This window comes from Mycobacterium sp. pV006 (genome assembly GCF_041287115.1).
GTDB lineage: Bacteria > Actinomycetota > Actinomycetes > Mycobacteriales > Mycobacteriaceae > Mycobacterium.
In genome coordinates, this window is sequence record NZ_JBGGKT010000011.1 from 111,285 (window position 1) to 135,059 (window position 23,775).

A 23,775-nucleotide genomic window follows, 5' to 3' on the forward strand; every position below is an offset into this window, starting at 1 on the left:
GGAGGTCACCGCACGCGGGTGAACCGGTGGAGCAGCCACGCCAGCGGAATCGTGACCACCATCGTCCCGACGAACAACCAGAACACCGAGCCGGTGTAGATCGGGTAACGCACGATCTCCACCATCACCAACTCCATCGTGATGAGGTGGATCAAGAAGATCTCGTAGGAGATCTCGCCCAGGAACACCATCGGGCGACTCGCCAGAAACCGTTGGTACAAACCGGTTTCCCCGGTACCCGGAATCCCGCGCAACGCCAGCGGCGCCACCACCAGCGTGGCGATCACGGCGTAGAACGCCATCTTCGCCACCGCCTCCCACAGCTGCGCCGGTGACGTGGTGGGTTCGCCGCCGATCGGTGTCGACACGATGAAGTAGCAGATCACCGCCAGCGGCAGACACACCACCGCATAGGCCCGCAGCCCCAGCGGTTGCAGCGCCGCCAGCATCATGCCGCCGACGAACCACGCCAGATATCCGGGCAGCCACAGGCGAGCCCCGTCGGGAAGCCAATCGACGGCGTGCACCAACGCCAGCCATGCCGGTGAGACCAGCGCCAACACCACCAGTCCCGCCATCAGCAGCCGCGGACGCCACTGCCGCCGGCACAGCACCACCAGCAGCAGGTAGGCCAGCACCGGCAGCACCGCGTAGAACGCCACCTCCACCGCCAGGCTCCACATCTGTGTGAGCCCCTGGTGCAGATACGAGTACAGGTAGTTGTCTGTGTAGATCTGGGTGTGGGTCAGGTTGCGCAGCAAGCCTTCCCACGTGTGACCGGGGTTCGGGCCGGCGGTCCGGAAATGGTAGACCGCGTAGGCGGCCAGCACCGTCACGACGTAGGCCGGCATGATGCGGCGCACCCGGCGCCACGCGTAGCGGCGCACCGACGGGGCGGGCCGGCCGGCCGCCGCCCGACTCACCCACGGGCTGAACAACAGGAAACCCGACAGCACGAAGAAGATCGGCACACCGATCTCCATGCGCGAATACACCAGCCCGGAGAAGCCCTGAGGGTACTTGCCCGTGGTGTAGGCCGCGTGTGTCAGCACGACCAGCAGCGCTGCGACAGCGCGGATCCCGGTGAGCGAGTCGACGCGACCGGTCGCGGTCACCGACTCGAGGCCACCCTGGGCCTCTGTCCTGTCGGACAAGGTCACTTCGATTTGTACTTCCCGCGATGCGGTTTGGGGCCGCGATCGGGTTGCAGGTTGATCAGCTGACCCTGGATCCTGGTGTTCTCCAGCGCCTTCAGCGTCTTGTGGGGCAGCTTGGCCGGCAACTCCACCAGCGAGTAGTCCAGCTTGATCGCGATGTGCCCGAAGTCGCTGCGGTTCAGACCGCCCTCGTTGGCGATGGCGCCGACGATCGCGCCCGGGGCCACCTTGTGCCGCTTGCCGACCGCGATGCGATAGGTCGCCAGGTCGCTGCGCCGCTCCCGGGGGGCGCGGTCCTCGCGCATCGGCTTCTCGCGCCGCTCCCGCTTCTTCTCCGGTGGCGGCTCGGTCATCAGGAACTCTTCGCCGTCGCGGCTCTGCAACGCCAACGCCGCGGCGATGTCGGCCATCGGCACGTCGTGGTCCCGTTCGTAGGCCTCGACGAGCCGCCGGAACAGGTCCAGGCCCGGCGCGTTGAGCGCCTCGGTGATCGAGTCGCGGAACTTGGCCACCCGCCTCTCGTTGACGTCGTCGACCGAGGGCAGCGCCGATTCGACGAGCTTCTGCCGGGTGACGCGTTCGATGGCGTTGAGCAGATGGCGCTCCCGCGGGGTGACGAACAGCAGCGCCGCACCGGAGCGACCGGCGCGGCCGGTTCGGCCGATGCGGTGCACGTAGGACTCCGGGTCGTGCGGGATGTCGTAGTTGAGCACGTGGGAGATGCGTTCGACGTCGAGGCCGCGCGCGGCCACGTCGGTGGCGATCAGGATGTCCACCGAACCGTCCTTGAGCGCGTTGATCGTGCGTTCGCGGACGGCCTGGGGGATGTCGCCGTTGATGGCCGCCGCGGAGAATCCGCGGGCCCGCAACTTCTCGGCGACCTCTTCGGTGGCCTGCTTGGTGCGGACGAACACGATCATCGCCTCGAACGGCTCGACCTCGAGCAGCCGGGTCAGCGCGTCCATCTTGCGATGGCCGGAGACCTGGACATAGCGCTGGCTGATGTTCTCGGCGGTCTGGGTCTTGGCCTTGACCGTCACCTCGACCGGGTCGTGGAGGTACTTGGCGGTGATCTTCTTGATCGCCGGCGGCATGGTCGCCGAGAAGAGCGCCACCTGCTTGTACTCGGGGGTGTCGGCCAGGATCCGCTCGACGTCCTCGGCGAACCCCATCTGCAGCATCTCGTCGGCCTCGTCGAGCACCAGGTAGTCCAGGTGCGACAGGTCCAGGCTGCCCTTCTCCAGGTGGTCGATCACGCGGCCCGGGGTGCCGACGACGATCTGCGCGCCGCGCTTGAGGCCGGCCAGCTGCGGGCCGTAGGAGCTGCCGCCGTACACCGGCAGCACGTTGATCCGCAGGTGGGCGCCGTAGCGGCTGAACGCCTCGGCGACCTGCAACGCCAGCTCGCGGGTGGGCGCCAACACCAGCGCCTGCGTGTGCCGGCTGTCGGCGTCGATCTTCGACAGCAGCGGGATGGCGAACGCGGCGGTCTTGCCGGTGCCGGTCTGCGCCAGGCCCACCACGTCGGAACCCGCGAGCATCGCCGGGATGGTCTCGGCCTGGATCGGCGAGGGTGATTCGTAGCCGACGTCGTTGACGGCCTGCAGCACCGCTGGGTGAATCTGCAGGTCAGCAAAGGTCAGGTCGAGGGGTGCGTCAGCACTGTCCGGCGCCGGGTCCGAGGGGTTCATCGTGGCGCAAGTCTAGTGCCAACCGGCGGCGATTCCCGCCGCGAGCCTCGGCGGGGTGACCGGCGCGACACGGTACGGTGCGCTGTTGTGAAGTGGGCCGGGACCGTCGGGACCCTCGCCGGCGTGGTGGTGATCGCGGTGGCGGGATGCAGTTCGGGCGATTCCACCGCCTCGAAAACCCCGGGACCGACCGCCCCGCCGGCACCCACCTCGGAGGTTTCCGCGCCACCACCAGCCGCTCCGCCACCGCCCGGTCCCACCGTGGCCGAGGACCCGTGCGCGGTGAACCTGGCCGCGCCGGAGATCGTGCGCGCGATCTCCGAACTCCCCCGCGACCCCCGTTCGGGGCAGGGATGGAGTACCGAGCCGTTGGACGGCAACTACAACGAGTGCGCGCAACTGTCGGCGGTGATCGTGCGCGCCAACACCAACGCCGACAACCCCAACACCCGCGCGGTGCTGTTCCACCTCGGCAAGTTCATCCCGACCGGCGTGCCCGACACCTACGGGTTCAACAGCATCGACACGACCGCCAGCACCGGCGACACCGTGGCGCTGAAGTACTCCGACGGGACGGGCCTGGACAGTGTGGTGCGCTTCCGCTGGAACGGCAGCGGGGTCGAACTGATCAGCAACGCGCAACGCTGACCCCGCCGGGGTGTGGCCCGGGGCCGGGTGTCGGCGCACTGGCCTACAGTGGCGAGGGTGTTCGTCCTCGACGATCGCGTGGTGTTCAGCGCGTCCGACCTCGCCGCCGCGGCGCGCTGCGAGTATGCCCTGTTGCGCAGCTTTGACGCGCGGTTGGGTTGGGGCCCAGCGGTTTCCACCGATGACGACCTGCTGGCGCGCACGGCGACCCTGGGTGACGAACACGAACGACGTCACCTCGACCAGCTGCGCGGTGACGTCGACGTCACCGTCATCGGGCGGCCGCCGTACACCCTGGCCGGTCTGAGCGCGGCCGCCGAGCAGACGCTGCGCGCCGTCGAGCGGGGCGCGCCCGTGATCTATCAGGCCGCGATGTTCGACGGCCGTTTCGTCGGGTTCGCCGACTTCCTGCTGCGCGAGGACGGTCCCGACGGTCCGCGCTACCGACTGCGCGACACCAAGCTCGCCCGCTCGGTGAAAGTCGAGGCGCTGCTGCAGATGGCGGCGTACGCCCAGACGCTGATCCACGCCGACGTCGCCGTGGCCGACGAGGTCGACCTCGTGCTCGGCGACGGCGCCGCGGTGAGCTATCCCATCCACGAGTTGCTGCCGGTGTACCGGCTGCGCCGAGCCGCCCTGCAGGACCTGCTCGACCGCCATCTCGCCGGCGGTGTGCCGGTGGCCTGGGAGGACGAAGCGGTGCGTGCCTGCTTCCGGTGCGCCGAGTGTCAGACGCAGGTACGCGCGAGCGACGACCTGCTCCTGGTGGCCGGGATGCGGACCAGCCAGCGCGCCCGGCTCGTCGACGCCGGCATCACCACGGTCGCCGAGTTGGCGGCCTACGACGGCCCGACTCCGCCGGAGATGTCGCCGCGCACCTTCGTGGCACTGAGTTCGCAGGCGCGGCTCCAGGTTTCGGAACCGGTGGACGGCAAGCCGGCCTACGAGGTCATCGACCCGCAGCCTCTGATGGTGCTGCCCGACGCCGACAGGGGTGACCTGTTCTTCGACTTCGAGGGTGACCCGCTGTGGACCGAGGACGGGCACGAGTGGGGGTTGGAGTACCTCTGGGGCGTCCTGACCATGACCGACGACTTCCGCCCGCTCTGGGCGCACAACCGGGCCGACGAGCGCAAAGCACTGACGGACTTCCTCGAGCTGGTCCGCAAGCAGCGGCGCCGCCATCCCGGCATGCACGTCTATCACTACGCCGCCTACGAGAAGAGCGCCCTGCTGCGGCTGGCCGGCCGCTACGGCGTCGGCGAGGACGACGTCGACGAGTTGCTGCGCGACGGGGTACTCGTCGACCTCTATCCGTTGGTGCGCAAGAGTATCCGCGTCGGCACGGAGAACTACAGCATCAAGTCGCTGGAGCCGCTGTACATGGGCGGTGAACTGCGCACCGGCGACGTCACCACCGCCACCGCATCGATCACCGAGTACGCGCACTACTGCGAGCTGCGCGACAACGGAGACCTCGACGAGGCCGCCACCGTCCTCAAGCAGATCGAGGAGTACAACCGCTACGACTGCCGCTCCACCCGCCGCCTGCGCGACTGGCTGATGGCCCGCGCCATCGACTGCGGGGTCCCACCGCGCGGACCGATGGTACCCGGACCCACCACACCGCAGCCGCCGGCAGACCCGCCCGACCGCGTCGAGCAGGCCCTGTGCGCGTTCGCCGGGGACCCGGTCGCCGAACGCAACCCGGAACAGGTCGCCGCTGCGATGTTCGCCGCGGCCAAGGGTTTTCACAGACGCGAGGCCAAGCCGTTCTGGTGGGGACACTTCGACCGGGTCAACAACCCTGTCGAGGAATGGGCCGACACCAGCGGAGTCTTCCTCGCCGACCGACACGACATCGTCGCCGATTGGCATCAACCGCCCAAGGCCCGCAAACCACAACGCCACGTCCGGCTGTACGGACAGTTGGCCGCCGGGGACCTCGACTCGACGATGTTCGCGTTGTACGAGCCGCCCGCCCCGGCCGGGTTGGCCGACGATCCGGACCGCCGCGGGTACGGCAAGGTCTCGGTACTGGAGTGCGACAACCCCGACGCCCCCACCGAGGTGTTGATCTGCGAGCGTCCGCCCAAGGACGGCGGCGTCTTCGACCAGGTGCCGTTCGCGCTCACGCCGGACGCGCCGATCAACACCAAACCCATGCAGGAAGCGATCGCCGCCGCCGCGGAGGCGGTCGCCGATGCGCTGCCGCACCTGCCCCGCGACGCGGTCACCGACATACTGCTGCGCCGACCGCCGCGGACCGTCAGCGGCGCGTCGCTGCCCCGCACCGGCGATGTCGTCGCCGACATCACCGCGGCGCTGCGCGACCTCGACTCGTCCTATCTGGCGGTGCACGGACCGCCGGGTACCGGCAAGACGTTCACCGCGGCGCGGGTCATCGCGGACCTGGTGAACACCCACCGGTGGCGGATCGGGGTGGTCGCCCAAGCCCACGCGGTCGTGGAGAACCTGTTCACCGGCATCATCGCCGCAGGCGTGGACGCCGCAGTGGTCGGTAAGAAGACGAACTCGGGCACCGCGGCCTGGACCGCCCTGGACAACGCGGACTTCGCGCCGTTCATCGCCGGGAACGACGGCTGCGTGGTCGGCGGCACGGCGTGGGACTTCTCGAACGCCAACAAGATCGCCGCGGAGAGCCTGGACCTGTTGGTCGTGGAGGAGGCCGGCCAGTTCAGCCTCGCCAACACCATCGCGGTGGCACGCGCGGCACGTAATCTGCTGCTGCTCGGTGACCCCCAGCAGCTCCCGCAGGTCAGTCAGGGCACACATCCGGAGCCGGTCGACGGCTCCGCGCTCGGATGGCTGGTCGACGGCCACCACACCCTGCCCGAGGAACGCGGGTACTTCCTGGACCGCTCGTTTCGGATGCACCCCGCGGTGTGCCGCGCGGTGTCCGACCTGTCCTACGAGGGCCGGCTGCGGCCCGAGGCCGTCGCACTCACCCGCCGCCTCGACGGTGCTCCCGCCGGGGTGCGCACACTGCTGCTCGACCACGCCGGCAACGCCACCGACAGCCCGGAGGAGGCCGCCGCGATCGTCGCCGAAATCCTTCGCCTACTGGGTCGCCGCTGGACCGACGAGGACGGTTCCCGACCGTTGGAGCAGCGCGACGTCCTGGTGGTGACGCCGTACAACGCGCAGGTGATGACGGTGCGCCACCACCTCGACGCGGCGGACCTCACCGGGGTGCGGGTGGGCACGGTCGACAAGTTCCAGGGACAGCAGGCACCCGTGGTGTTCGTGTCGATGACGGCGTCCTCGATCGGCGACGTTCCGCGCGGAATGTCGTTCCTGCTCAACCGAAACCGTCTCAACGTCGCTGTCAGCCGCGCGAAGTATCTGGCCGTCGTCGTGCGGTCGGCGCAGCTGACCGACTACCTGCCGGCGACCCCGGACCGGCTGGTGGAGCTCGGCGCGTTCCTGTCGTTGACCACATGTGATACACCGACGAGGTGACCGAATCCCTGGCCGATCACCTCGCCGGCATCGTCGGGGCGCGCCACGTCAGCACCGACGCCGACGTGCTCGCCGGACGCAGCATCGACCACACCGGCCGTTACCGCGGCCGCGCGCGGGCGCTGGTCCGGCCCGGTTCGGCCGACGAGGTCGCCGCGGTGCTGACCGCCTGCCGGCAGGCCGGGGTGCCGGTCACGGTGCAGGGCGGTCGCACGTCGTTGGTGGCCGGCACCGTCCCCGAGCACGACGACGTACTGCTGTCCACGGAGCGACTGCGTGACATCGGTACGGTCGACGTGGTCGAGCGTCGGGTGCACGTCGGCGCCGGGGTCACCCTCGCCGAAGTGCAGAAGGCCGCCGCGGCGGCCGGTCTGGTGTTCGGCGTCGATCTGGCCGCCCGCGACACCGCCACCGTGGGCGGGATGGCCTCGACCAATGCCGGTGGCCTGCGGACGGTCTGCTACGGGAACATGGGCGAGCAGATCCTGGGACTGGATGTGGTCTTGCCCGACGGCTCGTCGGTGCGCCGGCACAGCAACGTCCGCAGCGACAACACCGGCTACGACCTGGCGTCGCTGTTCGTCGGCGCCGAGGGCACGCTCGGGGTGATCACCGGCCTGGACCTGCGACTGCACCCCGCTCCCCGGGCGCGGATCACCGCGGTCTGCGGCTTCGCCGACCTCGACGCGCTGGTGGCGGCCGGTCGCGAGTTCCGCGACCTCGACGGGATCGCGGCCCTGGAGTTGATCGACGCGCGAGCCGCGACGTTGACCGCCGAACACGCCGACGTGCGCGCACCGGTCGCCGGCGACTGGCTGCTGCTCGTCGAGCTGGTCGGTGCGCGCGAAGACGCTCTGACCGAGCGGCTCGCCGACGCGCTCGACGGGGCCGACCTGACCGACGAGCCCGCCGTCGGAACCGACGTCGCCGCCGCGCAACGCCTGTGGCAAGTCCGCGAAGCCATCGCCGACGTGCTCGGTGTCTACGGTCCCCCACTGAAATTCGATGTCTCGCTGCCACTTTCGGAGATCTCGGCGTTCGCCACCGCTGCCGCGGCACTCGTCGCAGGACACGCACCCGATGCGATTCCGGTGTTGTTCGGGCACGTCGGCGAGGGCAACCTGCACCTGAACCTGGTGCGCTGCGTTCTCGACGGCGACGCCGAACGCGCGCTCTACTCGGCGATGATGGAACTCATCGACGAGCACGGCGGCAACGTGAGCTCGGAACACGGCGTGGGCTCCCGCAAACGCGAATACCTGTCGATGTCGCGCACCGACGCCGACATCGCCGCGATGCGTGCAGTCAAGGCCGCGTTCGATCCGACCGGCTTCCTGAACCCGGCGGTGTTGTTCAATTAGCCTGGCGGGCAGTGACCAGCATCGAAACTGACTATCTCGTGGTCGGGGCGGGCGCCATGGGTATGGCGTTCGTCGACACCCTGCTGTCGGAGACCACCGCCTCCGTCGTGCTCGTCGACGAGAACCACCAACCGGGCGGGCATTGGAACTCGGTGTATCCGTTCGTCCGGCTGCACCAGCCGTCGGCCTACTACGGGGTGAACTCGCGGCCGCTGCCGTCCGAGGACCGCATCGACGAATCCGGGTTCAACGCGGGCTTTTTCGAGCTCGCGTCCGGTCACGACGTGTGCGCGTACTACGACCAGGTCATGCGCCACCACCTGCTGCCGACCGGACGGCTGTCGTATCACCCGTCCTCGCGGTACCTCGGCGGGAACCGGTTCCGCACCCTCGACGGTCGCGAGCACACGGTGACGGTGCGCCGTCGGGTGGTCGACGCCACCTATCTGCTGACCGTGGTGCAGTCGATGCGGCCGCCGCCGTTCACGGCCGCCGACGGCGTGGAGGTGATCTCCCCCGGCGAGCTGCCGCGCAGCGCCGCTCGGCACGAACACTTCACCATCGTCGGCGGCGGCAAGACCGGCATGGACTGCTGTCTGTGGTTGCTACGCAACGGAGTCCCGGCCGACCGGCTGCGGTGGATCATGCCGCGCGACTCCTGGCTTCTCAACCGTGCCCACGTGCAGCCCGGCGCGCCGTTTCTCCGGCAACTCCGCGCCTCGATCGGCGCCCGGATGGCAGCGGTCGACGAGGCGCGTTCGGTCGAGGATCTGTTCGACCGACTCGAGGAGACCGAGAACCTGCTGCGCCTCGATCCCGCGGTGCGCCCGACCATGTATCACTGCGCGATCGTGTCGGTCGTCGAACTCGAGCAGTTGCGCCTGATCACCGACGTCGTGCGGCTGGGCCACCTGCAGCGCGCCGAACGTGACCGCCTGGTCCTGCGGGACGGATCGGTGCCGACGGCACCGTCGCTGTTCATCGACTGCACTACCGAGGGGTTGCCGCGTCCGCCGTCGGTGCCGGTGTTCGACGGTGACCGCATGGTGTTGCAGAGCGTGCGCGGCTGCCAGCAGGTGTTCAGCGCCGCGTTCATCGCGCACGTGGAAGCTGCATATCCCGACGACGAACTGCGCAACGAGTTGTGTGTGCCGATCCCGCATCCCGACGCACCGCTGGATTGGCTGCGGATCCTGCTCAGCGACAACCGGGCTCACCTGCGTTGGGTGCAGGATCCCGGGTTGATGGACTGGTTGAGGTCGGCTCGACTGAACGTGTTACGCGACGTGTTCCCCTCGTTCCCGGACAAGCCGCGGGTGCAGGAGAAGGCGATCGGGGCGCTGTCGGTGGCGTTGCGCAAGACCAACGATCGGCTCGCCGAACTGATGGCCGCTGCTCAGTGACGGGAGTGCCGCCCGTAGCGTTCCGGCTCCTCGAGCACGGCTGAGCCGTTGACGCGCGGCTCTTCCGGTTCGTCGAGCATGCGGTCCAGGATGAGTCGCCAGGCGTGCTGGGTGGTCTCGGTCTCGTCGGGGGCGGGGTGTTCGACATGATCGACGTCGGTGCCCGGGTCCTCGACGAGGAACTCGACGTAGTCGTCGTCGTCCAGGGCGTACCCGTCGTCGGCGTCCCAGCCGTCCCGATCGTCGGGACTGTCCACGACCGTCGGGGTGACCAGGGGTGAGTTGGGGAAGCCCAGGAAGAAGATCGCGGCGACCACACCGAGCAGCGCCACCGCCGCCGGCAGCAGCATGGCCTGCGACATCGCCGCCGCGAACGGCTCCCGGAGAAACGCCGGCAGAACCTGGACCGAGGACTCGGGTCGCGCGTCTGCGGCTCCGGGCATCTCGGCCGACAGCCGCGACGCCATGAACGCCGCCATCCCGGCGCTGCCCAGGACCGACCCGACCTGTCGGGTGGTGTTGTACACGCCCGAGCCGGCGCCGGCGAGCTGGGCGGGCAGGTTGCGGGTCGCCGTGGCGGCCAGCGGAGACCAGATGAACGCCATCGCCACGCCGAGCACCGTGATGGGAAGCACCAGCCGCCAGATCGGCGTGGTCGGGGTCATCTCGATCGACAGCCAGGTCACCCCGATCGCGAGCGCGGCGAAGCCGAACCCGATCACCGAACGGGGATGGGCCCGGTCGACGATCCGGCCGACGAACGGCGCGAGCACACCGGTGGCCACCGCCATCGGCGCGACCAGCATCGCGGCCCGCGTCGGGGACAGACCGCACACCGACTGCGCGTAGAACATCAACGGCAGCAGCATCCCGGTGGCCACGAACCCGATCGTGGCGACACCGAAGTTGGAGATCGAGAAGTCCCGGTCACCGAAGATGCGCAACGGCACCAACGGCTCACCGGTGTTGATCGACTGCCAGTAGACGAACGCGACCATCACGGTCGCGCCGACGGCGATCGAAGCCCAGATCCAGGGTGCCCACTGGTTGGCTTGGCCTTCCTGCAGCGCGAACACGATGAGGAACAGCCCGATCCCGGAGAGCAGCACACCGGGGATGTCGAAGTGGTGGGTCTGGGTCGGCAGCGCGGGCACCAGCCACACCGCGAGCACCAGCCCCAGAACACCGATCGGCACGTTGACGATGAAGATCCACGGCCAGCCGAAACCGTCCACCAGCACGCCGCCGGCGAGAGGGCCGACCAGTGTGGCCACCCCGGCGGTGGCACCCCAGACGCTCATCGCCACCCCTCGGCGGTGGGCGGGGAAGGTGCGGGTGATCACGGTCAGCGTCTGCGGCGTCAGCAGCGCCGCACCGATGCCCTGCAGCACCCGGGCGGCCACGAGCATGCCGATGGTGTCGGACAGACCGCACCACAACGACGCGACCGTGAAGATCGCCAGACCGGCCAGGTAGATGTTCTTGGGACCGAACCGGTCGCCGAGGCGGCCGGCCACCAGCAGCGGGACGGCGTAGGCCAGCAGGTAGGCGCTGGTCACCCAGATCACCGCGTCGTAGCCGACATTCAGGCTGGCCATGATCGCCGGGTTCGCCACGGCCACGATGGTCGCGTCGACCAGGATCATGAAGAACCCCACCAGCAGTGCCCACAGGGCCGGCCAGGGACTGGCCGTCTGCGCACGGGTGAACAGGGATCGCGGCATCACAAACTCGACTGGTGGGGGTTCGTCAGGGGTGGGGGCGACCGGAACGGTCGCGCCCGACGGTACGGGCGCACCGCACCGCCGACAAGTCCGCGGGGAACGTGTCGGAGCTCAGCCTTGCAGGACATCCGCGGGTGCCGGTGCGGCCTCCCGAGGTCCGGTGACTTTGTGCGACCCGGTCACCACGAGCGCCACCAGCGCCAGCACGACGCCGGACGCCATCACGATCGCCATGGCCAGTTCGTCGTTGCCGAGGATGCCCACCAGGGGCGCGACCGCGGCGCCGCCGGCGAACTGCACGGCACCCAGCAGAGCAGCGGCGGTGCCTGCGGCGTCGGGATGACGGGTCAGCGCCACCGCCGGTGCGTTCGGGATCACCAGGCCCATCGCGCCGAGGATCGCCCAGACCGGCACCACGAACCCGACCACGCCGCCCACCCCGGTGACCGCCAAACCGACGAAGATCAGCCCGGAAACCGCGGCACCGACCAGCGCCCACACCATGATCTGCTGCGGTGCGAAACGCCGCAGCAGCACCACATTGCACTGGGTGGTGCCGATCAGCGCGATGGCGCCGGCCCCGAACACCAGCGCGAACGCGGTCTGCCCGAGCCCGAAGCGGCCCTGCAGGACGAACGAGGCCCCAGCGATGTAGGCGAACAACCCCGACATGCCCAGTGCGGCGACGAGCACGAGGATGACGAACCGCACATCACGCAGCAACTCCAGGTAGGTGCGCGCGATGCTGCCCACCCGCGCCGAGCGGCGGTGGTCCGGCGGCAGGGTCTCCGGCAGCGCCAGCGCCGCCATCACCAGCAGCGCCCCGGCCACCACGACCAGCGCGGCGAACACCCAGTGCCAGGATCCGTGCAGCAGCACCGCCGCCCCCAGCGAGGGCGCCAGGACGGGCGCCACGCCGAGCACGAGCATCAAACGTGACATCACGGTGGCGGCCACCGAATCGGTGTACAGGTCACCCACGACGGCGATGGCGACCACCATCCCGGCGGCGGCACCCATGCCCTGCAGTCCACGCGCGATCCCGAGCATCGTGATGTCGGTGGCGAACATGCACAACAGGGACGCCAGCATGTGCAGGACGATCCCCGCGATCAACGGCTTGCGCCGGCCCAGCGCGTCCGACAGCGGACCGATCACGAGTTGACCGAGCGCCAACCCGGCCAGGGTGCCCGTCAACGTCAACTGCACGACCGACGACGACACCGACAGTTCCTCGGCGATCTTGGGCAACGCGGGCAGGTACATGTCGATGGTCAGCGGACCCAGCGCCACCAACAGACCGAGCACCACGATCATCCGAGTGCGTCCCGGCTGCCTCACGTTCACGTCAGGGGATACTGCCATGAGATTGATTAGCGTCGCTTTCCAATAATTTCTTCCCGATTCCGCCGATCGTGACGCGATCGGTCCGCGCACGGCGCCTTGACCGGCACGACTGCCGCAACGACTAGCCTGGTGTGCGCGGTAGACACAGGAGGGGGCGACGATGAGAGCCCGGTCACGTACCAAAGGCGAGTCACCGGCGATTCCCGACGAGGACCCCGGCGCCGTCGCCAAGGCCCTGTCGCGCGTCATCGAAGGCGGGACGCGGGTGCAGGGACCGGCGGTCAAGAACTACGTCGGCCGCTTGCGGGCCGACCAGCCCGACGCCTCACCCGCCGACATCGTCGCCGCGCTCGACCGGCGATACCTCGCCGCGGTCCTGGCCAGCGGTGCGGCGGTCGGGTCGGCGGCGGCGTTCCCCGGGATCGGCACCCTGGTGGCGATGTCGGCGGTGGCCGGCGAGACCGTCGTCTTCCTGGAGGCCACCGCGCTGTACGTCCTGGCGTTGGCCGAAGTCCACGGCATCCCGATCGACGAGCGGGAACGTCGACGGGCACTGGTATTGGCCGTCCTGGTCGGCGAGGACAGCAAGCGCGCAGTCGGCGACCTGCTCGGGCGACGACGGGTCAGCGGCGGCTGGCTCTCCGATGGTGCGGCGTCGTTGCCGCTGCCGGCGCTGTCGCAGCTGAACACCCGACTGGTGCGGTACTTCGTCAAGCGCTACACCCTCAAACGCGGGGCGATCGCATTCGGCAAGTTGATGCCGGTCGGTGTGGGTGCGGTCGTCGGTGGTGTCGGAAACCGCTTGATGGGCAAGAGGATCGTCGCCAACGCCCACGCGGCGTTCGGGCCGCCGCCGGCGCGGTGGCCGTCGACGTTGCACCTCGTGCCCGCGCAACGTCCGTGACCGGGTTCGTCCGGCCGTCGCCGTTGCATGCTCCGGCAACTGACGGAAGCGCTAGCCTTTATACGGCGGACAAGCGGGGTACCCGCACGCAAGGTCGAAAATGAGCACACAGGGTCGAGATTGAGGTGGCCGGCTGCCACGGGGCGGCGTCGGCCGGAAGCGAAGAATCGAGGCGAACAGCAGCCGTGAACTCCCCTTCACCATTCGGTCAGAACGAGTGGTTGGTCGAAGAGATGTACCGCAAGTTCCGCGAGGATCCCTCGTCGGTGGATTCGAGTTGGCACGAGTTCCTCGTCGACTACAACCCGGAGCCGACCGCCGAGGCCGCCTCCAGCGGTAACGGCCGAGCCTCCTCGGCGCCGATCTCGCCCCCGGAACCGGCGCCCGCACCGCCGCCGAAGAGTTCCGCCGCCAACGGCACCGCAGAACGCAAGGCCAAGCCGGCCGAAAAGCCGGCAGACAAGCCCGCCTCGGACGACAAGACCGCCGAGAAGGCGCCGCCGAAGTCGGCGGAGAAATCCAAGGCCGCCCCCAAGCCGCAGAAGTCTGAGCAGAAGACCGAGAAGAAGCCGGCACCGCAGAAGAGCGCCGACAAGGATTCCTCGCCGAAGGAAGACGAGAAGACCGTGCTGCGCGGCGCGGCCGCGGCCGTGGTCAAGAACATGAACGCCTCGCGCGAGGTGCCGACCGCCACCAGCGTGCGCGCGATCCCTGCCAAGGCGATGGTCGACAACCGCATCGTCATCAACAACCATCTCAAACGCACCCGCGGCGGCAAGATCTCGTTCACCCATCTGCTGGGTTACGCGATCGTGCAGGCGGTCAAGAAGTTCCCCAACATGAACCGCCACTACGCCGAGGTCGACGGCAAGCCGGTGGCGGTGACCCCGGCGCACACGAATCTTGGCCTGGCCATCGACCTGCAGGGCAAGGACGGCAAACGGACCCTGGTGGTCGCGGCGATCAAGAACTGCGAGACCATGCGGTTCGGCCAGTTCATCGCGGCCTACGAGGACATCGTGCGGCGCGCACGCGACGGCAAACTGACCGCCGAAGACTTTGCGGGCGTGACCATTTCGTTGACCAACCCGGGCACCATCGGCACCGTGCACTCGGTGCCGCGGTTGATGCAGGGGCAGGGCACGATCGTCGGCGCCGGCGCAATGGAATATCCGGCGGAGTTCCAGGGCGCCAGCGAGGAGCGCATCGCCGAACTCGGTGTCGGCAAGCTGATGACGCTGACGTCGACCTACGACCACCGCATCATCCAGGGTGCGGAGTCTGGCGACTTCCTGCGCACCATCCACGAGTTGCTGCTCGACGACGAGTTCTACGACGAGATCTTCCGTGAGCTCGGCATCCCCTACGAGCCGGTGCGCTGGCGCATCGACAACCCGGACTCGATCGAGGACAAGAACGCCCGCGTCATCGAGCTGATCGCGGCCTACCGCAACCGCGGCCACCTGATGGCCGACATCGACCCGTTGCGGCTGGACAACACGCGCTTCCGCAGCCACCCCGACCTCGACGTCAACACCCACGGCCTGACGTTGTGGGACCTCGATCGCGAGTTCAAGGTCAACGGCTTCGGCGGGCAGACCAACAAGAAGCTGCGCGATATTCTCGGCCTGCTGCGCGACGCCTACTGTCGCCACATCGGTGTCGAGTACACCCACATCCTCGAGCCCGAACAGCAGCAGTGGCTGCAGGAACGCGTCGAGATCAAGCACGAGAAGCCGACGGTCGCCGAGCAGAAGTACATCCTGAGCAAGCTCAACGCCGCCGAAGCGTTCGAGACGTTCCTGCAGACGAAATACGTTGGCCAGAAACGATTCTCACTGGAGGGCGCGGAGACCGTCATCCCGATGATGGACGCCGCCATCGACCAGTGCGCCGAGCACGGCCTCGACGAGGTGGTCATCGCGATGCCGCACCGCGGCCGGCTCAACGTCCTGGCCAACATCGTCGGCAAGCCGTACAGCCAGATCTTCACCGAGTTCGAGGGCAACCTGAACCCGTCACAGGCTCACGGCTCCGGTGACGTGAAGTACCACCTCGGCGCCAACGGCACCTACATCCAGATGTTCGGCGACAACGACATCGCGGTGTCGCTGGTGGCCAACCCCAGCCACCTCGAAGCCGTCGACCCGGTGCTCGAAGGCATCGTCCGCGCCAAGCAAGACCTGCTCCACGTCGGCGAAGAGGCCGACGGATCCAAGCAGTTCACAGTCGTGCCGATGATGCTGCACGGTGACGCCGCCTTCGCGGGTCAGGGCGTGGTGGCCGAGACGCTGAACCTGGCGCTGCTGGACGGATACCGCACGGGCGGCACCATCCACATCATCGTCAACAACCAGATCGGCTTCACCACCTCGCCGAGCGATTCGCGCTCCAGCGAGTACTGCACCGACGTCGCGAAGATGATCGGCGCGCCGATCTTCCACGTCAACGGCGACGATCCCGAAGCCTGCGTGTGGGTGGCCAAGCTCGCCGTCGACTTCCGGCAGAAGTTCAAGAAGGACGTCGTCATCGACATGTTGTGCTACCGCCGCCGCGGCCACAACGAGGGCGACGACCCCTCGATGACGCAGCCGACCATGTACGACGTCATCGACACCAAACGCGGGGTCCGCAAGTCCTACACCGAGGCGCTGATCGGTCGCGGCGACATCTCGATGAAGGAAGCCGAAGACGCGCTGCGCGACTACCAGGGCCAGCTGGAACGGGTCTTCAACGAAGTCCGGGAGCTGGAGAAACACGCGGTCGGACCGAGCCACTCGGTGGAGTCCGACCAGATGGTGCCCGCCGGGATGAAGACCGCGGTGGAGAAGGCTCTGCTGCAGCGGATCGGCGACGCGCACCTGTCCTACCCCGAGGACTTCAGCGTCCATCCCCGGGTCAAACCGGTGCTCGAGAAGCGCCGCGAGATGGCCTACGAGGGCAAGGTCGACTGGGCGTTCGCCGAGCTGCTCGCCCTCGGGTCATTCCTCGCCGAGGGCCGCGCGATCCGGCTGACCGGCCAGGACACCCGTCGCGGCACGTTCACCCAGCGTCACTCGGTGATCATCGACCGCAAGACCGGCGCGGAGTTCACACCGCTGCAGCTGCTGACCACCGACGCCGACGGCAACCCGACCGGCGGCAAGTTCATGGTCTACGACTCGGCGCTCTCGGAGTTCGCCGCGGTCGGGTTCGAGTACGGCTACTCGGTGGGCAACCCCGACGCGCTGGTGCTGTGGGAGGCGCAGTTCGGCGACTTCGTCAACGGCGCGCAGTCGATCATCGACGAGTTCATCAGCTCCGGTGAGGCCAAGTGGGGCCAGCTCTCCGACGTGGTGCTGCTGCTGCCGCACGGCCACGAGGGGCAGGGCCCCGACCACACCTCGGGACGTATCGAGCGGTTCCTGCAGCTGTGGGCCGAGGGCTCGATGACCATCGCGGTGCCGTCCACCCCGGCGAACTACTTCCATCTGCTGCGCCGGCACGGCCTCGACGGGATCCACCGGCCGTTGATCGTGTTCACCCCGAAGTCGATGCTGCGCAACAAGGCCGCGGTCAGCGATCTGAAGGAGTTCACCGAGGCCAAGTTCCGCTCGGTGCTCGAGGAACCCACCTACTCCGACGGCACCGGCGACCGGTCCAAGGTCACCAAGCTTCTGCTGACCAGCGGCAAGCTGTACTACGAGCTGGCGGCGCGGAAGAAGAAGGACGAACGCGACGACGTGGCGATCGTGCGGCTCGAGCAACTGGCGCCGCTCCCGCGGCGGCGGCTGGCCGAGACCGTCGATCGCTACCCGAACGCCAAGGAGCGGTTCTGGGTGCAGGAGGAGCCGGCGAACCAGGGTGCCTGGCCCACGCTGGGCCTGACGCTGCCGGAGGTGCTGCCCGACCACTTCGGCGGCATCAAGCGGATCTCACGGCGCGCGATGTCGGCGCCGTCGTCCGGATCGTCGAAGGTGCACGCCGTCGAACAGCAGGAGATCATCGACGAGGCGTTCGCCTGACCGTGGCGGCCGCACCGGCGGCGTGGCGGTCAGCCGAAGAACGAGAACGGTCGCCCGTCGGTCAGTGCGGTCACCGCACGCGGACAGAAGATCTGGATGGCCAGCCCGGTGAAGACCGTGGCCACCCCGACCGGACGTCCGAGCGCGTCGGCCACCTCGGCGGCGACGTTGGCCGCGTTCTGACCGGGTTCGACGAGCAGCGGGCACACCGATTGACCCAGCCGCACCGCGGTCGCATCGTCGACGATGTCGATGCCGGAATTGCGCAGCGCGGCCAGGAACACGTCCGCACCGGTGTCGGCCTGCGCCGAGGGCGCGGCGACGAGGGCACCCGCGACACCCACCGACGCCACCAACGAAGCCAAGGACTTCACCATCATGTCTGGTGTGTCGTCGCGCGCGGGCCGTCTATTACGCCGACCCGGCCGCACCGCCCCTGATGTACACGGGACCGCGAGTACCGATTAACCTCGACACGAGTCGACCTCGACAAGGAGTGGATATGCAAGGCTTCGCCGGGAAGGTGGCCGTCGTGACCGGGGCCGGGTCAGGCATCGGTGCGGCACTGGCCGTCGAACTGGGCCGCTCGGGCGCCCATGTGGCGATCAGCGACATCGACACCGAAGGCCTCGCCGTCACCGAGGAGAAGCTCAAGTCCATCGGAGCCCAGGTCAAGGCCGACCGCCTGAATGTGACCGAGCGCGAAGCCTTCGAGGCCTACGCCGAGGATGTCGCCGCGCACTTCGGCAAGGTCAACCAGATCTACAACAACGCCGGGATCGCTTTCGTCGGTGACGTCGACGTCACCCCGTTCAAGGACATCGAACGCGTCATCGACGTCGACTTCTGGGGCGTGGTCAACGGCACCAAGGCCTTCCTGCCGCATCTGATCGCCTCCGGCGACGGTCACGTGGTCAACGTGTCCAGCCTGTTCGGCATCTTCTCGGTGCCGGGTCAGGCGGCGTACAACTCCGCGAAGTTCGCGGTACGCGGCTTCACCGAGTCGCTGTACCAGGAGATGTCCATCGCCGGACATCCGGTGGCGGTCACCAGCGTGCACCCCGGCGGGATCAAGACCGCGATCATGCGCAACTCGACCGCAGCCGAGGGCGTCGACCGGGAGAACCTGACCACCTTCTTCGACAAGCGGTTGACGATGACGACGCCGGAGAATGCCGCCAAGGAGATCCTCGACGCGGTGCGCAAGAAGAAGGCCCGCGTGCTCGTCGGGCCCGATGCGAAGGTGCTCGACTTCCTCGTCCGGCTGACCGGGGCGCGCTACCAGACGCTGTTCTCCACCGCGATCTCGCGGTTCCTGCCCGCGGTGCACTGACACCCCACCAGCACGAACGAGTTGAACCAGGAGTGAACATGGAAGGCTTCGCCGGAAAAGTGGCGGTCGTGACCGGCGCCGGTTCGGGCATCGGCCGGGCACTGGCGCTCGCGTTGGGACGGTCGGGCGCCAAGCTGGCGATCTGCGACGTCGACACCGAAGGTCTGGCCGAGACCGCCAGGCAGCTCGAAGCCCTTGGCGCAGAGGTGAAGTCGGATCGGCTGGACGTGACCGAGCGCGCGGCGTTCGAGGCCTACGCCGACGACGTCGTCAAACACTTCGGCAAGGTCAACCAGATCTACAACAACGCCGGCATCGCCTACACCGGCGACATCGAGGTGACCCACTTCAAGGATCTGGAGCGGGTCTTCGACGTCGACTACTGGGGCGTGGTCAACGGCAGCAAGATCTTCCTCCCCCACCTGATCGCCTCCGGCGACGGCCACATCGTCAACATCTCCAGCGTGTTCGGCCTGCTGGGCATGCCCGGTCAGGCGCCGTACTGCGCGGCGAAGTTCGCCGTCCGCGGGTTCACCGAGGCGCTGAGCCAGGAGATGGCGCTGGCCGGTCACCCCGTGAAGGTCACCTGCGTGCACCCCGGCGGCATCAAGACCGGGATCGCCCGCAACATGACCGCCGCCGACGGACTCGACCCCAAAGAACTGGCGCACGAATTCGACACCCAGATGGCCCGGACCACACCGGAGGAGGCTGCGCGGGTGATCCTCGACGGCGTGCGCCGCCGCAAGCGGCGGGTGCTGATCGGTAACGACGCCCGCGCGTTCGAAGCCGTCACACGGATCACCGGATCCGGCATCCAGCGCATCCTGCCGAAGATCCTTGCCCGCGCCAACCACAAACCGCGGCGTTGACCTAGCGGCCCACCCCGAGGGGGTGGGACTGCAACCACTCGTCGGCCACCAGACCGGGCTCTGTCCCCTCCGCGACCTGCCGGCGCATGTCGGCCAGCGAACCGGTGTCCAACACACCGGCGATCTCGTTGAGCGCCAACACCTGTGACTCGCTGAGCTCGTTGCGGCGGTACAGCGGCACGATGTTCTCTGCCCGGATCAACGACTGCTCGTCGGTGAGTATCACCGCCTCCGACGGCACGTCCGGCGCCGCCGACGTGGTCCACGCTGCCTGCACCTGCGACGACTGCAGCGCGGCGAACATGGCGTCGGTGTCCGGGAACCGCTGCACCGACACGCGACAACTGCCCACTCGTTCCGGCGTACGACCTCCCTCGACCGCACCGACGGTCGTCTCGTCGCAGCGCCGCAGAAAGGCGGTGACGTCGCGCGCACCCCATGCCTGTTCGGTCTGTTCGGTGACCGCGAGGGTCGGCTTGTCGTCCGCCGAAACCGTGTAATCGCCCGCGGCGATGCCTTCGGGCAGGACCGAGAGCAGCTTGCGGTACACCAGGGTGTCGGAGCGCGCCGCGGCGGTCGGATCGAAACGCATCAGCAGCTGCCCGGTGAACCCGGGCACCACCGTCGCTTCACCGGCATCCAACTGACGCAGGGGGTCGGCGGCGGCGACGACGTGGGCGGGGTTGCCGTAGTAGCGCAACGCGGCTACGTACAGGGAGGCGATGAGCTGGGCTTGCGCATCCTCGGTCGCAGCGACCGCGATCGGCGGGGGCGGGGAATGACCGCCACATCCGGCGAGCGCCGCCACCGTCCCGAGCGCGGCGATCCATCGCCGCGCCCGCCGCCACATCGTGGTGCGGGTCAGTCGACCGCGTCCTCGACTGCTGCGGCCACCGCTGCCGCCACCGCAGGTCCGACACGCTGATCCAGCGCACTCGGGACGATGTGGTCGACGGCGAGATCGTCGCCGACCACCGAGAAAATTGCTTCCGCCGCAGCGACTTTCATTCGCTCAGTGATGCGGCGGGCATGGGCGTCCAGCGCGCCACGGAACACCCCCGGGAATGCCAGCACGTTGTTGATTTGGTTGGGGAAGTCGCTGCGACCGGTGGCGACCACCGCCGCGTGCCGGCGCGCCGCGTCGGGGTGGATCTCCGGGTCGGGGTTCGACAGGGCGAAGACGATGCCGTTCGGGGCCATCGTCGCGATCAGTTCCTCGGGCACCAAGCCCGCGGACAGACCGAGGAACATGTCGGCGCCGTCGAGGGCTTCTGCGACGCCACCGGTGCGGTTGGCCGGGTTGGTGCGCTGTGCCAGTTCGGCTTTGAACGAGTTCAGATCCTCGCGCCCGGTGTGGATGATGCCTTTGGAATCGAGCACCGTGATGTCGGTGATGCCCTTGGCGAGCAGGATGTTCGTGCACGCCACGCCGGCGGCGCCGGCGCCGGAGACCACCACGCGCAGAGCGCTCATGTCGCGGTCGAGCACCTTGCACGCGCCCATCAGCGCGGCCAGCACCACGATCGCGGTGCCGTGCTGATCGTCGTGCATGACCGGGCAGTCCAGCGCCTCGATGACGCGGCGTTCGATCTCGAAGCAGCGGGGCGCCGAGATGTCCTCGAGGTTGACCGCGCCGAACGTCGGCCGCAACCGGATCAGTGTCTCGACGATCTCGTCGGGGTCCTTGGTGTCGAGCACGATCGGGATCGAGTCCAGACCTGCGAACGCCTTGAACAGCGCGCTCTTACCCTCCATCACCGGAAGCGAGGCCGCCGCACCGATGTCGCCCAGACCGAGGACGGCGCTGCCGTCGCTGACCACGGCGACCAACCGGTGGGCCCACGTGTACTTTGCCGCGAGCGTGCGATCGGACGCGATGGCGCGGCTGACCTGCGCGACACCAGGGGTGTAGGCGATCGACAGCGCCCGCTGGGTGTCCAGCGGGGACGTCAACTCGACCGAGAGTTTGCCGCCCTCATGGAAGTCGAAGATCTCGTTGTCTTCGACGACGACCTGCGGAGTACGCGTCGTCGAGGAGGGCTCGGGCATGGACACAGCCGCTTCTTCCACCACGGGCGTCAGGGTAGTCCACCCCGAAACCTCACTTCGTCCGGTTCCCCGGCGGTGAGGCCGATCGGCACCGACGAGCGCGTAGCATCCGTAGCTGTCCGGCGAGAGGAAGAGCTGATGGCGTCGTTTCGCACGCGCTCGCGCAGTCGCCACCTCCCCGACGTGCCGATCGCCGACGCGATGGTCGACTGCGGCGTCTACCGCAACGGTGTGCGACTGCCGGGCTCTTTCACTCCCGACGATGCCCTGAACCGGGTTCGCGAGATCGAATCCGCAGGTGAGTCAGCGTTTGTCTGGATCGGCTTGCATGAACCCGACCACCAGCAGATGCAGTCGATCGGGGAGAAGTTCGCGCTGCACCGACTCGCGATCGAGGACGCGGTGCACGCCCACCAGCGTCCGAAGCTGGAGCGCTACGACGACACCTTGTTCCTGGTCCTCAAGACCGTCACCTACGTCGAGCACGAATCGATGGCCAAGGCGCGGGAGATCGTGGAGACCGGCGAGATCATGATCTTCGTCGGCCCCGATTTCGTCGTGACCGTCCGGCACGGCGAGCACAGCGGTCTGGCCGGTGTGCGCCGACGACTCGAGGCGGCACCGTCGACACTGGAGTTGGGTCCCTACGCCGTCATGCATGCGATCGCCGACAGTGTGGTGGACAGCTACCTCGACGTCACCGACCTCGTCGAGGGCGACATCGACGCGATGGAGGAGAACATCTTCTCGCCGCGCTCCCAGACCGACATCGAGAGCATCTATCTGCTCAAGCGGGAGGTCCTGGAATTGCGGCGCGCCGTCGGTCCGCTGGCGACCGACCTGGCCCGCGTCAACTCCGAGCACACCGACCTCATCCACGTCGAGATCCGGCGGTCCATGGGCGACGTGCTCGACCACACCATCAAGGCCGCAGACCGCATCGCCAGCTATGACGACCTGCTCAGTTCGCTGGTGCAGGCGGCACTGGGCAAGGTCGCCATGCAGCAGAGCCAGGACATGCGCAAGATCTCGGCGTGGGTGGCGATCGCCGCCGTGCCGACGGCTCTGGCGGCGATCTACGGCATGAACTTCGACCACATGCCCGAGCTGGAATGGTCCTGGGGGTATCCGGCCGTGCTCGCGTTGATGGCCGCGGTGTGCGTGCTGCTCTACCGGACATTCCGGCGCAACAGCTGGCTCTGACCCTCAGGTGGGATTGGCGGCCCGGCGGGCGGGATCGCGCACGTCCACCCCGTCCTGCCGCCACGCCTCCCGCATGGCCTCGGCTCCTTTGAGTCGCACCCACGCCGCCTCGGTCGCGGTGATCGGCACCGCGGCGAACACCACCACCGGAGACATCGGTTCCGGCAGCGCGATGTCGTCGATGTCGCTGCGCCCCAACAGGAAAGCGGTGAAGGGCGCACCCTGCCACAGCGGGGTCTCCAGATCGATCAGCGCGTCCGGTTCGAGCACCAGCCCCTCCACCGCCGGGGCCGCGGCGAGGATCGCGATGGACCGCGCCAACCCGACCGGCGAAGGCCCACGCAACGTCACGGTCACCTCTGCGCGCGGCCCGGTGACGGGATCGGCGACGAACTCTGCCGCATCGGCCATCGGGTGGCGGCTGCAGCCCAGCGAAACATAATGCGCCGCAACGTCTGAGGCGTCAGCGAACCGCAGGATCCCCATGCGTTCGGTGCCCAGGAACGTGACGGAGGCTTCGTCGGGTTCCGGACTGCCCGAACGGGCGAAATGCTCCAGCAGGTGGTCGCGGACCGTCGCGAGAATGTCGGCCACGA

Annotated in this window: 17 protein-coding genes; 9 read left to right on the forward strand and 8 right to left on the reverse strand. The window is 68.4% G+C overall.

Annotated elements, in window-relative coordinates; all coding sequences use genetic code 11:
* Window positions 1-5: 5 nt before the first annotated feature.
* Together ACAG25_RS17825 and ACAG25_RS17830 are read right to left on the reverse strand one after the other, a co-directional pair.
* Window positions 6-1,160, reverse strand: coding sequence for an acyltransferase family protein (locus ACAG25_RS17825; RefSeq protein ID WP_370489789.1), 1,155 nt, complete (start codon window positions 1,158-1,160; stop codon window positions 6-8).
* Entirely contained in the window at window positions 1,157-2,848 is a 1,692-nt protein-coding gene (locus ACAG25_RS17830) for a DEAD/DEAH box helicase (protein ID WP_370489790.1), read from the reverse strand. Before ACAG25_RS17830 ends, ACAG25_RS17825 begins: the two co-directional genes overlap by 4 nt.
* Window positions 2,849-2,935: 87 nt before the next feature.
* On the opposite strand from ACAG25_RS17830, the gene ACAG25_RS17835 reads away from it, so the two are divergent.
* Genes ACAG25_RS17835 through ACAG25_RS17850 form a run of 4 tightly spaced genes read left to right on the forward strand, consistent with a single transcriptional unit; the run spans window position 2,936 to window position 9,743 of the window.
* Window positions 2,936-3,496 (forward strand): LppP/LprE family lipoprotein, encoded by a 561-nt coding sequence (locus ACAG25_RS17835; RefSeq protein ID WP_370489791.1) that lies wholly within the window; start codon window positions 2,936-2,938, stop codon window positions 3,494-3,496.
* A gap of 57 nt (window positions 3,497-3,553) precedes the next feature.
* Window positions 3,554-6,979, forward strand: coding sequence for a TM0106 family RecB-like putative nuclease (locus ACAG25_RS17840; protein ID WP_370489792.1), 3,426 nt, complete (start codon window positions 3,554-3,556; stop codon window positions 6,977-6,979).
* Window positions 6,976-8,340 carry an FAD-binding oxidoreductase gene (locus tag ACAG25_RS17845; protein ID WP_370489793.1) on the forward strand — a complete coding sequence of 455 codons (1,365 nt, stop codon included), beginning with the start codon at window positions 6,976-6,978 and terminating at the stop codon, window positions 8,338-8,340. The genes ACAG25_RS17840 and ACAG25_RS17845 overlap by 4 nt, the downstream gene beginning before the upstream one ends.
* An 11-nt stretch (window positions 8,341-8,351) precedes the next feature.
* Window positions 8,352-9,743: an NAD(P)/FAD-dependent oxidoreductase gene (locus tag ACAG25_RS17850; protein ID WP_370489794.1), complete on the forward strand. Its 1,392-nt coding sequence runs from the start codon at window positions 8,352-8,354 to the stop codon at window positions 9,741-9,743.
* Here ACAG25_RS17850 and ACAG25_RS17855 read toward each other — a convergent pair.
* Window positions 9,737-11,467, reverse strand: a complete 1,731-nt coding sequence (locus tag ACAG25_RS17855) for an MFS transporter (RefSeq protein WP_370489795.1) — start codon at window positions 11,465-11,467, stop codon at window positions 9,737-9,739. The genes ACAG25_RS17850 and ACAG25_RS17855 overlap by 7 nt on opposite strands.
* A 111-nt stretch (window positions 11,468-11,578) precedes the next feature.
* Window positions 11,579-12,832, reverse strand: a complete 1,254-nt coding sequence (locus tag ACAG25_RS17860) for a multidrug effflux MFS transporter (RefSeq protein ID WP_370489796.1) — start codon at window positions 12,830-12,832, stop codon at window positions 11,579-11,581.
* 142 nt (window positions 12,833-12,974) lie between these two features.
* On the opposite strand from ACAG25_RS17860, the gene ACAG25_RS17865 reads away from it, so the two are divergent.
* Window positions 12,975-13,718: a hypothetical protein gene (locus ACAG25_RS17865; RefSeq protein ID WP_370489797.1), complete on the forward strand. Its 744-nt coding sequence runs from the start codon at window positions 12,975-12,977 to the stop codon at window positions 13,716-13,718.
* A gap of 233 nt (window positions 13,719-13,951) precedes the next feature.
* Window positions 13,952-17,722 carry a multifunctional oxoglutarate decarboxylase/oxoglutarate dehydrogenase thiamine pyrophosphate-binding subunit/dihydrolipoyllysine-residue succinyltransferase subunit gene (locus tag ACAG25_RS17870; protein WP_370489847.1) on the forward strand — a complete coding sequence of 1,257 codons (3,771 nt, stop codon included), beginning with the start codon at window positions 13,952-13,954 and terminating at the stop codon, window positions 17,720-17,722.
* 29 nt (window positions 17,723-17,751) lie between these two features.
* Here the strand turns inward: ACAG25_RS17870 and ACAG25_RS17875 are convergent, their stop codons facing one another.
* Window positions 17,752-18,102: a DUF732 domain-containing protein gene (locus tag ACAG25_RS17875; protein ID WP_370489798.1), complete on the reverse strand. Its 351-nt coding sequence runs from the start codon at window positions 18,100-18,102 to the stop codon at window positions 17,752-17,754.
* Between the two features lie 122 nt (window positions 18,103-18,224).
* On the opposite strand from ACAG25_RS17875, the gene ACAG25_RS17880 reads away from it, so the two are divergent.
* On the forward strand, window positions 18,225-19,055 hold the full coding sequence (locus ACAG25_RS17880) for an SDR family NAD(P)-dependent oxidoreductase (protein WP_370489799.1): 831 nt from the start codon (window positions 18,225-18,227) through the stop codon (window positions 19,053-19,055).
* Between the two features lie 38 nt (window positions 19,056-19,093).
* Window positions 19,094-19,927 carry an SDR family NAD(P)-dependent oxidoreductase gene (locus ACAG25_RS17885; protein WP_370489800.1) on the forward strand — a complete coding sequence of 278 codons (834 nt, stop codon included), beginning with the start codon at window positions 19,094-19,096 and terminating at the stop codon, window positions 19,925-19,927.
* Window position 19,928: 1 nt separating this feature from the next.
* Here the strand turns inward: ACAG25_RS17885 and ACAG25_RS17890 are convergent, their stop codons facing one another.
* The gene (locus tag ACAG25_RS17890) at window positions 19,929-20,777 is read right to left on the reverse strand and encodes a glycine betaine ABC transporter substrate-binding protein (RefSeq protein ID WP_370489801.1); all 849 of its coding nucleotides are present in this window, start codon (window positions 20,775-20,777) and stop codon (window positions 19,929-19,931) included.
* Between the two features lie 11 nt (window positions 20,778-20,788).
* Window positions 20,789-21,976 (reverse strand): NADP-dependent malic enzyme, encoded by a 1,188-nt coding sequence (locus ACAG25_RS17895; RefSeq protein WP_370489802.1) that lies wholly within the window; start codon window positions 21,974-21,976, stop codon window positions 20,789-20,791.
* Between the two features lie 138 nt (window positions 21,977-22,114).
* On the opposite strand from ACAG25_RS17895, the gene corA reads away from it, so the two are divergent.
* The gene (gene corA / locus ACAG25_RS17900; RefSeq protein ID WP_370489803.1) at window positions 22,115-23,179 is read left to right on the forward strand and encodes a magnesium/cobalt transporter CorA; all 1,065 of its coding nucleotides are present in this window, start codon (window positions 22,115-22,117) and stop codon (window positions 23,177-23,179) included.
* A gap of 3 nt (window positions 23,180-23,182) precedes the next feature.
* Here the strand turns inward: corA and ACAG25_RS17905 are convergent, their stop codons facing one another.
* Window positions 23,183-23,773: a suppressor of fused domain protein gene (locus ACAG25_RS17905; RefSeq protein WP_370489804.1), complete on the reverse strand. Its 591-nt coding sequence runs from the start codon at window positions 23,771-23,773 to the stop codon at window positions 23,183-23,185.
* Window positions 23,774-23,775: the final 2 nt, after the last annotated feature.

Coding starts and splice junctions, on each gene's coding strand:
- ACAG25_RS17860 (WP_370489796.1), bottom strand. CDS start 12,832: ATGGCAGTATCCCCTGACGTGAACGTGAGGCAGCCGGGACGCACTCGG.
- ACAG25_RS17855 (WP_370489795.1), bottom strand. CDS start 11,467: ATGCCGCGATCCCTGTTCACCCGTGCGCAGACGGCCAGTCCCTGGCCG.
- ACAG25_RS17885 (WP_370489800.1), top strand. CDS start 19,094: ATGGAAGGCTTCGCCGGAAAAGTGGCGGTCGTGACCGGCGCCGGTTCG.
- corA (WP_370489803.1), top strand. CDS start 22,115: ATGGCGTCGTTTCGCACGCGCTCGCGCAGTCGCCACCTCCCCGACGTG.
- ACAG25_RS17830 (WP_370489790.1), bottom strand. CDS start 2,848: ATGAACCCCTCGGACCCGGCGCCGGACAGTGCTGACGCACCCCTCGAC.
- ACAG25_RS17880 (WP_370489799.1), top strand. CDS start 18,225: ATGCAAGGCTTCGCCGGGAAGGTGGCCGTCGTGACCGGGGCCGGGTCA.
- ACAG25_RS17890 (WP_370489801.1), bottom strand. CDS start 20,777: ATGTGGCGGCGGGCGCGGCGATGGATCGCCGCGCTCGGGACGGTGGCG.
- ACAG25_RS17865 (WP_370489797.1), top strand. CDS start 12,975: ATGAGAGCCCGGTCACGTACCAAAGGCGAGTCACCGGCGATTCCCGAC.
- ACAG25_RS17870 (WP_370489847.1), top strand. CDS start 13,952: ATGTACCGCAAGTTCCGCGAGGATCCCTCGTCGGTGGATTCGAGTTGG.
- ACAG25_RS17875 (WP_370489798.1), bottom strand. CDS start 18,102: ATGATGGTGAAGTCCTTGGCTTCGTTGGTGGCGTCGGTGGGTGTCGCG.
- ACAG25_RS17895 (WP_370489802.1), bottom strand. CDS start 21,976: ATGCCCGAGCCCTCCTCGACGACGCGTACTCCGCAGGTCGTCGTCGAA.